Annotated in this window: 12 protein-coding genes; 10 read left to right on the top strand and 2 right to left on the bottom strand. The window is 75.5% G+C overall.

The window, feature by feature from the left end; genetic code table 11:
- Positions 1 to 67 precede the first annotated feature (67 nt).
- The gene (locus AB0B35_RS22465) at positions 68 to 697 is read right to left on the bottom strand and encodes a TetR family transcriptional regulator C-terminal domain-containing protein (RefSeq protein WP_361048535.1); all 630 of its coding nucleotides are present in this window, start codon (positions 695 to 697) and stop codon (positions 68 to 70) included.
- Between the two features lie 134 nt (positions 698 to 831).
- On the opposite strand from AB0B35_RS22465, the gene AB0B35_RS22470 reads away from it, so the two are divergent.
- Entirely contained in the window at positions 832 to 1,740 is a 909-nt protein-coding gene (locus AB0B35_RS22470) for an NlpC/P60 family protein (protein WP_361048537.1), read from the top strand.
- 51 nt (positions 1,741 to 1,791) lie between these two features.
- On the opposite strand, the gene AB0B35_RS22475 is transcribed toward AB0B35_RS22470, so the two are convergent.
- Positions 1,792 to 2,811, bottom strand: a complete 1,020-nt coding sequence (locus tag AB0B35_RS22475) for a serine hydrolase (RefSeq protein WP_361048539.1) — start codon at positions 2,809 to 2,811, stop codon at positions 1,792 to 1,794.
- Between the two features lie 401 nt (positions 2,812 to 3,212).
- On the opposite strand from AB0B35_RS22475, the gene AB0B35_RS22480 reads away from it, so the two are divergent.
- The 9 genes from AB0B35_RS22480 (at position 3,213) to AB0B35_RS22520 (ending at position 14,551) form a co-directional block, all read left to right on the top strand.
- Complete coding sequence (locus tag AB0B35_RS22480) at positions 3,213 to 3,797, top strand: hypothetical protein (RefSeq protein WP_361048541.1); 585 nt, start codon at positions 3,213 to 3,215, stop codon at positions 3,795 to 3,797.
- Positions 3,798 to 3,830: 33 nt separating this feature from the next.
- The gene (locus AB0B35_RS22485) at positions 3,831 to 5,603 is read left to right on the top strand and encodes a hypothetical protein (RefSeq protein WP_361048542.1); all 1,773 of its coding nucleotides are present in this window, start codon (positions 3,831 to 3,833) and stop codon (positions 5,601 to 5,603) included.
- Positions 5,600 to 7,219 carry a hypothetical protein gene (locus AB0B35_RS22490; protein ID WP_361048544.1) on the top strand — a complete coding sequence of 540 codons (1,620 nt, stop codon included), beginning with the start codon at positions 5,600 to 5,602 and terminating at the stop codon, positions 7,217 to 7,219. Before AB0B35_RS22485 ends, AB0B35_RS22490 begins: the two co-directional genes overlap by 4 nt.
- Positions 7,220 to 7,242: 23 nt before the next feature.
- A complete protein-coding gene (locus tag AB0B35_RS22495) occupies positions 7,243 to 8,256 on the top strand; it encodes a MoxR family ATPase (RefSeq protein WP_361048546.1) in 1,014 nt (337 codons plus the stop codon).
- Positions 8,253 to 9,368, top strand: a complete 1,116-nt coding sequence (locus tag AB0B35_RS22500; protein WP_361048548.1) for a DUF58 domain-containing protein — start codon at positions 8,253 to 8,255, stop codon at positions 9,366 to 9,368. Before AB0B35_RS22495 ends, AB0B35_RS22500 begins: the two co-directional genes overlap by 4 nt.
- Complete coding sequence (locus AB0B35_RS22505) at positions 9,365 to 11,668, top strand: transglutaminaseTgpA domain-containing protein (RefSeq protein WP_361048550.1); 2,304 nt, start codon at positions 9,365 to 9,367, stop codon at positions 11,666 to 11,668. Before AB0B35_RS22500 ends, AB0B35_RS22505 begins: the two co-directional genes overlap by 4 nt.
- A gap of 108 nt (positions 11,669 to 11,776) precedes the next feature.
- Complete coding sequence (locus AB0B35_RS22510; protein WP_361048552.1) at positions 11,777 to 12,484, top strand: hypothetical protein; 708 nt, start codon at positions 11,777 to 11,779, stop codon at positions 12,482 to 12,484.
- Between the two features lie 130 nt (positions 12,485 to 12,614).
- A complete protein-coding gene (locus AB0B35_RS22515) occupies positions 12,615 to 13,466 on the top strand; it encodes a trypsin-like peptidase domain-containing protein (RefSeq protein WP_360531802.1) in 852 nt (283 codons plus the stop codon).
- 50 nt (positions 13,467 to 13,516) lie between these two features.
- The gene (locus AB0B35_RS22520) at positions 13,517 to 14,551 is read left to right on the top strand and encodes a MoxR family ATPase (RefSeq protein WP_361048554.1); all 1,035 of its coding nucleotides are present in this window, start codon (positions 13,517 to 13,519) and stop codon (positions 14,549 to 14,551) included.
- Positions 14,552 to 14,553: the final 2 nt, after the last annotated feature.

Genomic DNA, 14,553 nt, shown 5'->3' on the forward strand with positions numbered 1-14,553 from the left:
GCGGATGACCTGCCCGGACATGCCGAGTCGCCGGTTGATCCACGCCGGCCACACTCCGCTCAGGATGTCAGGAGCGGGGCGGCGTGAGCGCGGCGGCGTGCAGCGCGGTCAGGGCCGCGTCGAGCGCCGCCGACAGCGGCTCGATCGACCGGGTGGCCTGGGTCAGCAGCAACCCGCCCTGGACGGAGGCGAACACGGCCAGCCCCAGGCGGTCGGGGTCGGCGTCGGGGCGCAGCAGGCCGCTGTCACGCATGCGCCGCAGCCCGTCGCGCAGGTATCCGCACCAGCTGTCCAGGTGCCCGGCGACCTGCGCGGCCGCCACCGGGTCGGTGCCGGTCAGCTCGCTGACCAGGGTGCCGACGGGGCAGCCCCAGTGCGGCTGGGAGCCGTAGTGGGCGAGCAGCGCGTCGCGCCAGCCGTCCCAGTCCGCCCAGGTGTCGAGCGTCTCCAGGTAGGGCCGCTGCGCCTGGAGCACCCGCTCGAACTGGTAAGTCGCGATGGCCATGACCAGTTCGGTCTTGCCGCCGGGGAAGTAGTGGAACAGCTGGCTCTTGCTGGTCAGCGTGCCCGCACGGACGTCGTCGAGGCTGGTGCCGCCCACTCCGCGCGCCAGCACCAGGTCCGCCGCCGCGGCGACGATCCGGGCGCGGGTGGCGGCACCCTTGGCGGTGAGCCGGGGTGCGGTGGCGGTCGTCATCAGCACATTCTAGCGATACTGGACCACAAGGTCCAATTCTCGGCGAGGCTCCCACGCCGTGGGCGGCCCTGACCCGATGAAGAAAACTTTTGTAGGCTCCCCGGTGACATAGCTATTTCCTACAGGGGGAGCGCATGAACGAGCCGACGCGGACCATGTCGGTGGCGGTCTCCGCCGCCGGACTCTGGACCTCCCCCGACGTCGTACGCCCCCTGGACGCCCCCGCCCTGAGCACGCCGGCGGGGTTGCGCGCCTGGGCCGCGGCGCAGGGCCCCGACGAACGACGTGACCTGTGGGGCCGGCTCGACAGCCAGCTGCTGCTGGGCGAGACCGTGCTCGTCGCGGAGGTCCGCGACGGCTGGGCCCGGGTCAACGCCCCGCTGCAGCCCTCCCGCAAGGACCCCCGCGGCTACCCGGGCTGGCTGCCGCTGTCGCAGCTCGCCGCCCCCGCCGAGCCCACCGGCGAGCAGGTGGTGGTCACCGAGCAGGTCACCGAGCTCAGAGACGCTCCCGACGGCAGGGTGCTCGCCGACGACGTCAGCTATGCCACGGTGCTGCCCGCCCGCCGGCGGCAGGACGCGTTCACCGAGGTCGTGCTGCCCGGCGGGAGCACCGGGTGGCTGGCCGACAAGCACCTCGACGCCTATCGCGCCCGCGGTCCGCTGCCGACCACGGAGCAGCTGGTCGCCGCGGGACGGCTGTTCCTCGGCCTGATGTACCTGGCCGGCGGCACCCACGGGCTGATGCTCGACTGCTCCGGGCTGCCCCACCTCATCTACCGCCGGTTCGGGCACAGCGTCCCGCGCGACGCCAGCGACCTGGCCCTGCTGGGCGAGCACGTCGAGGTGGCCGAGCTGGCCCCCGGCGACCTCGCGGTGTTCCAGAACGACGAGACCGGCGACGTGTACCACACCGGCATCTGCACGGGCGGCGAGCAGCAGGTGCTGCACGTCTCCCAGCCCGACTGGGCCTGCCTCGACGGCGCGCTCAGCGAGCGCCGCCGCCGACATCTCGTGTCGGGCCGCCGCCTGCGGTCGGAGTAGCGCGCCCGCTCCCGCGCGGGCCGGCGGCGGCCCGCGCGGGAATGGTCGGCGTCAGCCGCCGTTGACCGGCCGGAACGGGGTCAGGTCGACGGTCGGCCGGGTGGTGCGGGCCGTGGCCGCGGCGACCGGGGCCGGGATCGAGTCGAACAGCTGTCGGCCCAGCACCGCGTGCGCCTCGACGGCCGGGTGGGTGGCGCCGTAGTTGTCCAGCCCGCCGAGCGAGTCGGCGAAGAAGGCGAACGTCAGCGCGGGCGCGCCCGAGCTGTCGAACATGATGCCGACCTCGTGGCGGCCCGCGCCCAGGGTGTTGAAGTCGGCGCCGTACTTGACGGCCACCCGGCTGCGCTCGTTGGACGACATGTTGCGCCGGATGCCGTCGTGGTAGCCGTTGACCCAGCGCATGATGCCCAGCAGGAAGTCGCAGGACTTCGGGGACAGCAGGGTCTTGTTGGCCAGCCGCCACAGCAGGTCGTGCATCTCGGCGGGCGTGGTCTTGCCGAGGAAGAAGCGGTTGGGGTTGGCCACCGGGATGACCCGGGTGTTGACGAAGCCCTTGGCCGCGAGGATCTGGTTGATCTCCAGTGCGGGCACGACCCGGCCGCACATGCGCACCGCGGTGTTGTCGGAGACCAGCAGCAGCGCGGTGAGGAAGTTCGCGACGGTGATGTCGTCGCCCCACACGGTGTGCAGGTGGTAGATGCCGCTGCCGCCGAGGATGATGTCGGCCTGCAGGTCGAGCTTCTGGTTGAGCTGCAGCTCGCCGCGGTCGATCTTGTCCATCACGGCCACGGCCACGGCGACCTTCTGGACGCTGTAGCCGTCGACGATCGCATCGACGTCGTCGGCGATGATCGTCTCCAGCACCCCGGCCGCGTTCACCGCGGCGACGTGCGAGTGCCAGACGCCGCCGGCCTTGGTCTTCTGTCGCTGGTACACCCGGCGCAGGTGGCCCGGGCCGGTGCCGCGCTCGTCCTCGGCGGCCGACGCCGGCGCGGCGACCCCGAACGTCGCCGCCGCGGCGCCGAGGCCGAGGCCGCCGATGGCGGCGCGGCGGGAGAGAGGTGTGGACACAGGGGTTCCCCGTTCGTCGTCAAAGGATGGTCCGGTCGATCGTAGGCACGCCCACGTCCGGTTGCCGACCCGTCGCCGCCGCGGCCTGCACAGATATCCATCAGGGCGCATGCGGGCGGCGATCGGTCCCTCCACTCTCGACTGTCGGCGGCCGCGCGAGCAGCGCCGATCACCGGACGTGCGAACCCGATCGGGTGACTGTCACCAAAGCGACACGCCCGCCACGGTACGCGAGCCGCCCTCACGACCTCGGCTGCCTGGCCATACGCATGATCCATCTGCCGTGACATCGATCCCTGACGCTCATTCAGGTTTGCGGGCAACTCGGCCGGTGTCGGGCGCTTCGCCGGGAGTGCTACCTAGGGACTCTTCCCAGGATTCGGCAGAGGAGACGGACCGGCGTGCTCGCGGACGATGACACCAGGCAGTGGGCGCAACGCCTCGCGGCGGCGACCGCACCGCAGGAGACCGGCATAGCCGACGGCGTCGTCGAGGCGTACCTCGCCGGCGGAGCCCAGCGTGAGGCGATCCTGCGCCCCGGCCGCACCGGCTCCGGTTCGGCGGGCGTCGAACTGGTCACCGCGCTCGCCGCGGTGCTGCAGGCCGTCGACGTCGCCGGGGTGCACCTGAAGGCGCTGCTGGACGCCGAGGCCACCGGCAACGCCCTGAACCTGCTCGCGCTCATCGTCGGGATCAAGGCCTACCGCACCTCGAAGGCGAACCGGCCGCCGCAGGACCCGCCCGTCGACCCCGAACTCGCCGCGCGGGCGAGGGCCGCGGTGGACCGGATGCAGACCTCCCTGGAGAAGTCGGGACTGCCCGCCGACGAGGCGCACGAGCGCGCCGTCCTGATCATCAAGGAGCTGCTGGCGGCCCCCGCCTCCGCCGCCGCGTTCGTCCGCCGGGTCAGCGCCGAGGCCGCCGCGGAGCCCCACTCCGGGCCGCCCAACAGCTCGCGCCGCTGGTTCCGCCGCGGCGGCAACTGAGATGGGCCCGCACCGGCCGCGGCGACCGGCCCGATGACCGCCACCGCACCCGCGCCGGCCGTCGCGCCCGCGCTGCCACGCCCGCTCGCGCCGCCCTGGTTGTGGCTGTTCTTCGCGCTGTGCCTGCTCAGCACGGCATGGAACCTGCCGAGCCTGCTCACCGACCCGGTGGCGGCGACCCGGGCCGTGTTCGACCGCGGCTCGCACGCCGACCCGACCGTGACCGCGATGCTCGCGGTGCTGGCGGCCTGTTCGGCACTGCCCACCCTGCTGATCGGCCTGGCGCTGGTCGCGGTGCTGCTGCCGCGGCTGCGGGGGCGGCTCGTCGAGCGGCGGCTCGTGCCCCCCGGCGCGCTGCCGGTGCGCGCCGCGTCGGCCGTCGCGCAGATGCAGTCCTTCGTGGACACCGTCCACCGCGGCGTGGTCGTCCGGCTGTCGGCCGCGCCCGGCAACGGCGGCGCGCAGGTGTACGCCGCCGGCTGGCGCGCGCCGCGCATCCTGGCGTACCCGCCGCTGGTCGCGCTCTGGGAGCAGGACCCCGCCGCCGCCCGCGCCATCCTGGTGCACGAGCTGGGCCACATCCGCAACGGCGAGCACCTGCTGGTCGGGCGGCTCGGGCCGTTCGCGCTGCTGGCCCGTGCCTGGGCGCCGGTCTACCTGGCGCTGCTGGCCGCGCCGCCGCTGCTGCTGCCGATCGCCGACGAGCAGGCGTTCGAAGTGGCGGGCTCGCTGCTCGGCGGCGCGGTGACCGCCGCGCCGTCCGGGCTGATCGCGCCCGTGCTCGCGCTGTGGGTGGCCGAGCTGACCGCCGACCGGGTCGCCGCCGAGGACGGCCGGGCGCAGCCGCTGGCCGGCACGCTGTCGCGGGGCCGCCGCGCGTTCGGCCGCCTGCTCACCCACCCGCCGCGCTGGCTGCGCCGGGCGCTGCTGCGCCGCCCCGACCCGGCGACCGTGGCGGTGCTCGCGGCGTGGCCGCTGACCTTCCTCGGCGAGCTGGCGCTGCTCGGCGCGGCGGCGCTGGTCGCATCGGCCGGTGAGCGGTGGACGCTGGCGCAGGCCTGGCACCACTACACGGGAGCGGGCCACGGGTTCGCCTCGGCCGGGCTGCGCACCTGCCTGGTCGCCGGCCTGCTGCTGCTGTGCTGGCCGTGGCTGAGCGGCGGGTGGCCCGCGCTGTGGACCCGCGGGCGCGCGCCCGTGCGGCCGCGCACCGGCACCGCGCTGCACGTGGCCGCGGCACTGATCCCGCTCGCGGTCGCCGGGGCCGTGTTCGCCGTCCGGCCGGTGCCGCCGGGGCAGCTGTGGAGCCTGGACTACCCGACCCGGCTGACCGCCGAGCTGAGCGGCGTCGGCCCGGCCACGACGCCGCGGCCCGGACCCGACCTGCCCGACGGCGCGGGACCCGGCTGGACGGGCGGCCCGCTGACCTACCCCGTGCGGCTGCGGACCGTCGCCGTGGTGTCGCTGACCCGCCTTGGCGGCAGCGACGGCCGCGCCGCCGAGGCGAACGCGATCCTGCTCGGCAGCACCTGGGAGTTCACCGCTGACGGCCGGGTCGTGTGCCGGCCCTCCGCCGGGCGCAAAGCCGTGGGCGGCACGTTCACCGCGGACGGGCCGTGGCGCCTGTCGGTGGGCGCGTTCCCGGCCGACTTCACCGACCCCGTCGCCGACAGCGTTGTCGGCCGATTCGACCTCGCCGTGAGCCCGCCACGGGCCGAGCTGCAGTGGTCCGTCGGCTGGTCGGCCGACGGCGACAGCAGCCAGTACCGGACCGTCGTCACGCTGATCCCGCAGGACACGCCATGAGACCGCTGCCGTCCCTCGCCCGCTTCTACCGGCGCCACCTGCGGATCAGCGGGACCGTGAGCACCCTGCTGCTGGTCGCCGGGCTGACCACCGCCGCGCTGCTGCCCGCCCCGCCCGCGGCCCGGCCCGCGCTGGACATGACCCGGGCGAGCGCATGGCTGGAGAGCACCACCATCGGCGCGGTGTCGCTGGTCAGCGCCACGGCCGGCCGCGTCGTGACGGTCACCGCCGTGCCCGGCGCGGCCGGCCACCGGATGTCGGTGCAGCAGGACGGGCCCGATCCGTACGTGTCCGATCTCGACGCGAACACGATCACCCGGGTCGACGGCGCACGCCTGGCCGCCGACCCGGCGGTGGCGTTCCCCGCCCCGGTGGACCTCGTCACCGCGGGCGGCGACCAGTACGCCGTCTCCACGACCGCCGGCTCGGTCACCGCCGTCGACCCGGTGACCCTGGCCGAGACCGGCGTCCCGCTCGGCCTGCCGCATCCGCCGCTGAGCGCGGTGCTCGCCGGGCCCGACGGCACCCTGTGGGCGCACATGACCCTCAACGGCACGCTGGTCGGCGTCCGCGACGGCGCCATCCGGACCAGCGCGCCGTCGGCGTTCTTCACCGAGCAGGTCGCCCTGTCCGAGGTCGACGGCACGGTGGTGCTGGCCAACCTCGCCAAGGGCATCGTCGTCGCGCTGGACGAGCGCGGGGTGCCCGCGCAGCGCTGGGCGGCGCTGCCCGCCACCGGGCCGACCGCGCTCGTCGCCGCCCGCGGCGCGGACGGCGTCCTGCCGGTCGTCCTGCCCGGCCGGGGTGAACTCGTGCTCAGCCGCCCCGGCGGGGCCCCGGCCGACATCGTCGACCTGCGCGCCGGTTCCGCCGCACGCCTGGGCAGGCCGGTGCTGGCGGGCGGCGTGGTGTACGTGCCCGACGACGCCACCGGCCGGGTGCTGCGCTACGCGCCGGGACGAGGGCTGCTCGCGCCGCTGTGGGTCACCGCGGGCCAGGCGAGCCTGCGAGTCATCGCCCGCGACGGCCTGGTATGGGCGCACGACGCGGACGGCCCGCAAGCGGTCGTGGTCGACGGCGACACGGTGCGCAGCCTGCTCAAGTACACCGTGCCGAGTCCGAGCGCCGTCCCGTCGGCCGCACCGCCGAGCGCCGCCGCGCCACCATCGCCCGGCCCGTCCCCCGTGCCGCGCCGCGACCCGGTGCCGCGCCTGCCGATCACCTACCGGGCCGTGTCCATCACGTCGTTCACGCAACTGCAGGGCCAGCCCGCGTGGGCGCCCGCGATCAAGGACCGGCTGCTGCACGGCACCTGGCGGCTGACCAAGTCGGGTTCGATCTCGTACACCGCGCCGGGCCTGGCCGCCAACATGCAGCCCGTGCGCGGCACGTTCTCGGTGTCGGGCAGCCGCGTCAGCTTCCGCGGCAGCAAGACCTACCGGGACTCGGTCGCGAACAACTCGCTGACGATGTCCGGCACCATCACCGCCGGTCCCCGGCCGGTCATGACGGTCACCTTCAACTCGCGCAACGAGACCGTCGCGGTCGTCAACGGGCAGACCTTCCGGACCGTCGTCATCTCCCGCTACCGCGCCACGCTCCGGCTCACCGCCTGATGAACCCCTCGGAAAGGACCTATATGACCGACCTGCGCAACGGCACCGTCCTGGCCCAGCAGCCCCCGCCGCCTCCGCCGGACGTGGCGGCGTTCGCCCGCAGCTTCCGCAGCCTCACCGGCGTCGTCGAGCAGACCGTGCACGGCCAGGCCGAGCACGTCGCGCTCGCGGCGACCTGCCTGCTCGCCGAGGGCCACCTGCTCATCGAGGACGTGCCGGGGGTCGGCAAGACGTCGCTGGCCACCGCGCTGGCCGCGGCGTTCGGCGGGCGGTTCCGCCGCATCCAGTTCACCGCCGACCTGCTCCCCGGCGACATAACCGGCGTCACCGTGTACGACCAGCGCCGCAACGAGTTCACCCTGCACAAGGGCCCGGTCTTCGCGAACGTGGTGCTCGCCGACGAGATCAACCGGGCGTCGCCGAAGACACAGTCGGCGCTGCTGGAGGTCATGAGCGAGCAGCAGGTCACCATCGACGGCACCCGACACCAGCTGGAGTCGCCGTTCCTGGTCGTCGCCACGCAGAACCCGGTCGACCACGACGGCACGTACCCGCTGCCCGAGGCGCAGCTCGACCGCTTCCTCATGCGGCTGGAGCTGGGCTACCCCGACCACGGCGCGGAGCGGCAGATCCTCGCCGGACACCGGGGCGGGGCTGCGACCAGGCCGCGCCCGGTCACCGCGCTCACCCCGGAGCAGGTACGGGACATGGCCGCGACGGCCCGCTCGGTGCACGTCGACGACCAGGTCGCCGACTACATGATCCGGATCGCGGCGGCGACCCGGGCGGCGGAGCAGACCCGGCTGGGCGTCAGCCCGCGCGGCACGGTGGCGCTGCAGCGCGCGGCGCAGGTGTGGGCGGCCGCGTTCGGGCGCGAGTTCGTCACCCCCGACGACGTCGTCGCGCTGGCCCCGTGGGTGCTCACGCACCGGATCCTGCTGACCGCAGACGCCGAGTTCGCCGGAGCCACCGCGTCCGGTGTGGTGCAGGCGGCGCTGGACGCGGTCGCGGTGCCCCGCCAGCCGGTGCGGCCGTGACGGCGTCCGGGCTCACCCGCGCCGGCTGGGCGGTGGCCGCCGTCGCCGTCGTCGCGCCGGCCGGCGGATACCTGCTCGGCTACGCCGAACTGCTGCTCGTCGGTGTCGCGGCGTTGGTCGCGCTGGCCGTGGCGGGGATCTCGGTGCGCGGCGCGCTGCCCGCCGCGGCGGACCTCGACCGGCTGCCCGCCCGCGCGCAGCGCGACACCCCGACGTCCGGCCGGCTGGTGGTACGCGCGCCGTCGCGGCGCCGCAGCCGCGCGTGCACGGTCCACCTCCAGGTCGGCGACGCCCTGGTGGCCGTGACCGTGCCCGCGCTGGCGGCGGGGCGGGACTGGAGCGGCCCGGTGCCGCTGCCCACCGGCCGCCGCGGCGTCGTCACCGTGTCCGCGCCGCGGCTGTCCCTGGTGGACGCGCTCGGCCTGTGCCGCCGCGAGCGCATCGGGCACGGCGGCGGCAGCATGTGCGTGCACCCGGTGGTGGCCGCCGGGCTGCCGTCCGGACGTTCCCCCGCCGGGGACGGGCACCCGGCCGGCCAGCCGTCACCGGCGGGCCTGACCCACTGGGGGCTGCGGGACTACCAGCCCGGCGACGACCTGCGCCGGGTGCACTGGCCGTCCAGCGCGCACACCGGCCGCCTGCTGGTGCGCCAGTTCGAGCAGGACCTCCAACCCGGGCTGACCCTGCTGATCGACAACCGGCCGGACGCCGACCCCGACGGGTTCGAACTGGCCCTCGACGTGGCCGCGACGCTCGCCGTCGCCTGCCTGGCGGCGGGAGCGGGCTGCGAGGTGCGGTTCACGGCCGGACCCGGCTGGCGGCCGGCCAACCCCGCGACCGCCCGCGCGGGCCTGCTCGACCTGCTCAGCCGCACCGCCGTCGCAGCCTCCGGGCAGCTCACGCCCGCCCGGCGCGGCGGCGCGGCGGCGCTCGCGGTCGCGGTCACCGCCCGGCCCGCCGGCGCCGACCCGGCGCTGCTGGCGCACCTGTCGGGGCTGGGCCGCCCGGTCCTGGTGCACACCGGCCCCGGCGCGCCGATCACCTCGCTGACGGGGTTCACCGCCGCCTGGCCCCGGCTCGCCGCGACGGCCCGCTCCCGGGCACGCCGATGACCGCCCCGGACACGGCGGTCCGGGCGCAGGTCCCGACATCAGCCACCGCCACGCGACGGCCGACGGGCGCGGCACCGGTGTACACCTGGCTCGCCGCGGCGGCCGCCGGAGCCTGCGCCGCGGTCGGCTGGCTGCGGGTGCTGCCTGGCACCCGGATGGCGCTGCTGCTGACCCTGGCCGCGACCGCGCCACTCCTGCTCGCCGCTGCGGCCCGGCTGCTGCGGCGCACAGCGTCCACTCGCGACCTGAACGCGGAAAGCGGCTCACGGTCGTCGGCCGTGCCTGTGGTCGTGCCCGCCCCGGTGCCCGCATCCTCGCCTGAGCCCGCATCCTCGCCTGGGCCCGCGTCCTTGCCCATGTCAGTGGCTCTGGCCGCGTCCATGCCGGTGCCGGTGCCGGTCACGCTAACGCTGTCGCTGGCCATCGCGGCGGCGGTCGCGGCCGTGGCGTTCTGGGGATCACCGGCGCGGGTCGCCCAGGCCGCGGCGGCTGCCGTCGACGGCTGGGCGCACCTGCTGGCGACCACGGTGCCCGCCGACCCGGCTCCGCTGCTCGCGACCGGTCCGTTCCTGCTGGTCTGGCTGGCCGCCGCGATCACCGGCGAGCTGCTCGCCCGGACCACGCGCACCGCCTGGGTCCTGATGCCCGGTGCCGTCGTCTTCGCAGCGTCGTGCGCACTGGCAGGCGGCACCGCGTACGCGGTCGCCGCGGCGGCGGCGTTCACCCTCGGCGGTGTCCTGCTGCTTCGTGCACGGGCCCGCGACCTGCGCAGTCCTGCCCCCGTCACGGCGCGCGCGGCACGGGTGGCGCGGGCCGGGGCGGCGGCCGTCGCGGCCGTGGCGGTGGCCGCCGCGGTCACCCCGCAGCTGCCCGCCCGGCCCCGACTCGACCCCCGTGACCACGTGACCGTGCCCGACACGGCGCTGACCGGGGTCAACCCGCTGGACCGGGTGACACCGTGGCTGTCCGCCCCGGACACCGAGCTGTTCCGGGTCACCGGAGACGGGCCGCTGCCGCAGCGGCTGGCGCTGGTCGCGCTCGACGCGTACGACGGCCGCGCCTGGACCTCGACGGCGCGCTACCGGCCCGCCGGGTCGGGTGTGCCGTCTGCCCCGTCCGGCGGGCGGCGGCTGACCGTCGAGGTCGCCGTAACAGGGCTGGGCGGCGTCGCGCTGCCCAGCGTGGAGCGCCCGGTGCGGCTGGACGGCCCGGCCACCCTCGCCGTGGACCCGGACACCGGCCTGCTGCTGGACACCGGCGGTCTCGCCCCCGGGCTGCGGTACACGATGACGAGCCTGGTGCCCGCGCTGCCGCAGCCCGCCGACGTGGACGCCGCCCCGCGCGACCCGGCCCCGGCGACGGCGCTGCCGCCCGGCGTACCGGCCGAGATCGACGCCCTGGCCCGGACCGCGGTCGGCGGCGAGACACGACCCGGGGCGCAGGCCCGGCTGCTCGCCGCCTACCTGTGGGCCAGGGTCCGCAACGACCCGGGCAGCGCCCCCGGCCACGGCTACGGCCGGCTGGCGGCCGTGGCCGCGACCGGCGTCGGCGGCGCCGAGCAGATCGCCGCCCTGTACGCCGTCGCCGCGCGCGGCCTCGGCCTGCCGGTACGGCTGGTCGTCGGGTTCACCGTGCCGGACGGCGCGAACGGGCTGGTGCACTCTGGCGACGTCGCCGTATGGCCGCAGGTGCGCCTCGGCGGGCTGGGCTGGGTCTCGTTCGGCCCCACCGCGCGGGCCGCGCCCGGCTGGCAGGCGGCTCCCCCGCCCACGGCGGCACCACTGCCGTCGACGCCGCCCCGCCTCGTGCCGGGCGCGGGCGCACCGACCCCGGGTGACCAGCTCGCGGCGGACGGGCCGCTGCCCGTACGCCGCCCGGACTGGCCGCTGATCGCGCTGATCGCCGCTGCGCTGCTGGCCACGGCGTGGCTGTCGCCCCGGGTGGCCCGTGCCCTGCGCCGCCGGCGGCGGCGAACCCGTTTGGACCCCGCCGAGCGGGTCGCGGCCGCGTTCCAGGAGGTCGTGGACACCGCCGCGCGCGCCGGAACGCCCGTCGCGCACAGCGCCACCGTGCGGCAGGCGCTCGACCGGGTCGACACCGCCATCGACCGTCGCCGGCCGCCCGACACCGACTTCGCTCCCCGCCAGGTCGACCTGCACGTGCTGCGGGAGCTGACCGAACGCGCCGTCTACGGCGCGCGGCCGCTCACCACCGCCGAGGCCGACGACGCCTGGGCCCGCGCGGACCGGCTGCGGCGCAGGCTGCGCCGGCCCGTCCCACGGCGGCGACGCCGCCCCTGAACGCGGGCCCCGGCGCACCTCCGGGGCCCGTCCGGACCATCCATCCATTCCCGACCGGAGGAACCACCCCCGATGCGAAACCTCTTTTCCCTACGATCACTGACCGCCTTGGCCGCAGGTCTGACCCTGGCCGTCACCGGCGGCCTGCCCGCGTCGGCCGCGCCCGCCGAGGAGCCGACCATCGTGCTCAGGCTGGACGACGCGTTCGCGGCCAAGACGGCCGCCCAGCAGAACCCCGCCCTGCGCGGCTGCGCCGGGATTCCGGGCGGGTCCGCGCAGGGCGTCGACGGCTGGGTGTTCAACCAGCCCGTGCCGGCCACCGCGAAGGCCGTCTACCTGATCAGCTACCAGAGCGCCGACCTGAGCGAGGCGTACCTGCTGGGCGTCAACGACGCCGGGGTCACCCGGCTCACCCCCGACGGCGAGCCGCCGGTGCCGGCCACCCCGCCGGCCGGGGTCGCGGGCGGGCTCATCGGGCCGAGCGGCGTCGGCGGCGTGTGGCTGCAGACGCCGTCCGGCTGGAACCTGGTCGAAGGCCTGATGCGGGCGTACGTCGCCGAAGCCGAGCGGACCACGTTCGACCTGGTGAAGGTGTGCCGGGTCGGTGAGGAGCAGCCCCCGGCCAGCCCGTCGGCGAGCGCGTCGCCACGGCCCGGTTCCGCGTCGCCGGTGCCGGGCACGGGCGGCGGCCTGCCGGTGACCGGCCCGCAGGTGTGGTTGCTCGGCGGTGTGGGAGCCGCCCTGGTCGTGGCCGGTGGTCTGCTGCTGCTGGTCCGCCGTTGCCGGGTGAACATGGACGATTCCCTCGCGTCCTGACCACTGTCACTGTCGGATCCCCGCGGGCGCGCGCTCGCGGGGATCCGCGTGTATGGGCGGCCGGACCGCGTTGCCCGATCTCCGACAACGCTCTGATTGAACATTCAGCTTTCGGCCCTAGGCTCAAAGGATGCTGAGTCGCGCCGGAAAACTCGACCGCCTCCCGGACGCGCCACCCGCTGCCGCACCGGTGGAGGCCGAGCCCTCGCCGACGCCGCCGGCCCGGTGGCGGCTCGACCGGCGTGCGCTGGTCGCGGCCGGTGTCGCGACGGCGCTGGCGGTCACCGCTGTGGTCGCGTTCCGGTGGGGCGCCGCGGGATCCGACAGCCCCGCCGTCGTCACGCCGACACCGTCGCCGTCGGACGACGGGGTGCTCACCGTGGCCGAGGTCTACCAGGTCTTGCTCCCGTCGGTGGTGTCCATCCGGACCACCGGCGCGGGGCGCGACGCGGCGTCGGCGTCGGGCACCGGGGTGCTGGCCAACGCCGACGGCACCATCCTGACCGCGCTGCACGTGGTCAAGGGCGCGGCCGCGATCGAAATCACCTATGCCGACGGCAGCACGACCCCGGCGACCGTCGCGGCGTCCGACCCGGCCAAGGACATCGCCGCGCTGACCCCCAAAGACCTGCCCGCCGTACTGGTCCCGGCGGTGCTCGGCGGCACGCCCGGCATCGGCGAGCAGGTCGTCGCGATCGGCGACCAGCTCGGCCTGACCGGCTCGGCGACCACCGGCGTGGTGTCCGGCCTGGAGCGGTCGGTCACCGTCGCCGACGTGGGCAAACTCGGCGGCCTCATCCAGTTCGACGCCGCGGTCAACCCGGGCAGCTCCGGGGGGCCGCTGGTGAACATGCGCGGCGAGACCGTCGGCATCGTGGTCGCGCTGGCCAATCCGACCGACGCCGGCACCTTCATCGGCGTCGGGTTCGCCGTGCCGATCGTGACGGCCGCGGCCGCCGGCGGCCCACCGCCGCCCCTGTGACGTCCCCCGACCACACCCGCAACGACCCTCGATCCGAACAGGACGGTTCCATGAACACACCCGCTTCCGGCAACGGCCACCGGCAACCCTCCCGCCCGGGCGGGCCGTCGCCGGCCGCCGGCCAGAGCACCGTGGAACAGGTGCTCTACGAGGTCAAGAAGGTCATCGTCGGGCAGGATCTGCTGCTGGAGCGGCTGATGGTCGCGCTGCTGGCGCGCGGGCACATCCTCGTCGAGGGCGTGCCCGGCCTGGCCAAGACGCTGGCCGTGAAGTCGCTCGCGGAGGCCGTCGGCGGGCAGTTCCACCGGGTGCAGTTCACCCCCGACCTGGTCCCCGCCGACATCACCGGCACCCGCACCTACCACCAGCACAGCGGCGAGTTCCAGGTGTCGCTCGGGCCGGTGTTCACGAACCTGCTGCTCGCCGACGAGATCAACCGGGCGCCCGCGAAGGTGCAGAGCGCGCTGCTGGAGGTGATGCAGGAGCACCAGGTCACCATCGGCCGGGAGACGCACCACGTGCCGGAGCCGTTCCTGGTGCTGGCCACCCAGAACCCGATCGAGTCCGACGGCACCTATCCGCTGCCCGAGGCGCAGGTGGACCGGTTCATGATGAAGGTGCTGGTGGGTTACCCGACCGCCACCGAGGAGTTCGTGATCGTCGAGCGGGCGGTCAGCCCCGGCGCGGCGATCCAGCGCATCATCGACCCCGCGCAGCTGATCGAGTTGCAGCAGCAGGCCGACCGGGTCTACGTCGACCCCTCGCTGATCGAGTACGCGGTCCGGCTCACCGCCGCGACCCGCGATCCCGGTTTGGTCGGCCAGCAGCAGCTGGCCCGCTACGTCACCTACGGCGCGAGCCCTCGCGCGTCGATCAACCTGGTGCTGGCCGGACGCGCGCTGGCGTTCCTGCGCGGGCGGGAGTACGCGCTGCCACAGGACCTCACCGATCTGGCCCTGGACGTGCTGCGGCACCGGCTGGTCATGTCGTACGAGGCCCTGGCCGACGAGGTCAGCGCGGACGCGGTGCTGGACCGGATCATGTCCGCCCTGCCCGTGCCGGAACTCGCCATGCAGGGCCGCTGAAC

It is taken from the genome of Catellatospora sp. NPDC049133 (genome assembly GCF_040648455.1).
GTDB lineage: Bacteria > Actinomycetota > Actinomycetes > Mycobacteriales > Micromonosporaceae > Catellatospora > Catellatospora aurea.

Coding starts and splice junctions, on each gene's coding strand:
- AB0B35_RS22465 (WP_361048535.1), bottom strand. CDS start 697: ATGACGACCGCCACCGCACCCCGGCTCACCGCCAAGGGTGCCGCCACC.
- AB0B35_RS22470 (WP_361048537.1), top strand. CDS start 832: ATGAACGAGCCGACGCGGACCATGTCGGTGGCGGTCTCCGCCGCCGGA.
- AB0B35_RS22485 (WP_361048542.1), top strand. CDS start 3,831: ATGACCGCCACCGCACCCGCGCCGGCCGTCGCGCCCGCGCTGCCACGC.
- AB0B35_RS22490 (WP_361048544.1), top strand. CDS start 5,600: ATGAGACCGCTGCCGTCCCTCGCCCGCTTCTACCGGCGCCACCTGCGG.
- AB0B35_RS22495 (WP_361048546.1), top strand. CDS start 7,243: ATGACCGACCTGCGCAACGGCACCGTCCTGGCCCAGCAGCCCCCGCCG.
- AB0B35_RS22505 (WP_361048550.1), top strand. CDS start 9,365: ATGACCGCCCCGGACACGGCGGTCCGGGCGCAGGTCCCGACATCAGCC.
- AB0B35_RS22515 (WP_360531802.1), top strand. CDS start 12,615: ATGCTGAGTCGCGCCGGAAAACTCGACCGCCTCCCGGACGCGCCACCC.
- AB0B35_RS22520 (WP_361048554.1), top strand. CDS start 13,517: ATGAACACACCCGCTTCCGGCAACGGCCACCGGCAACCCTCCCGCCCG.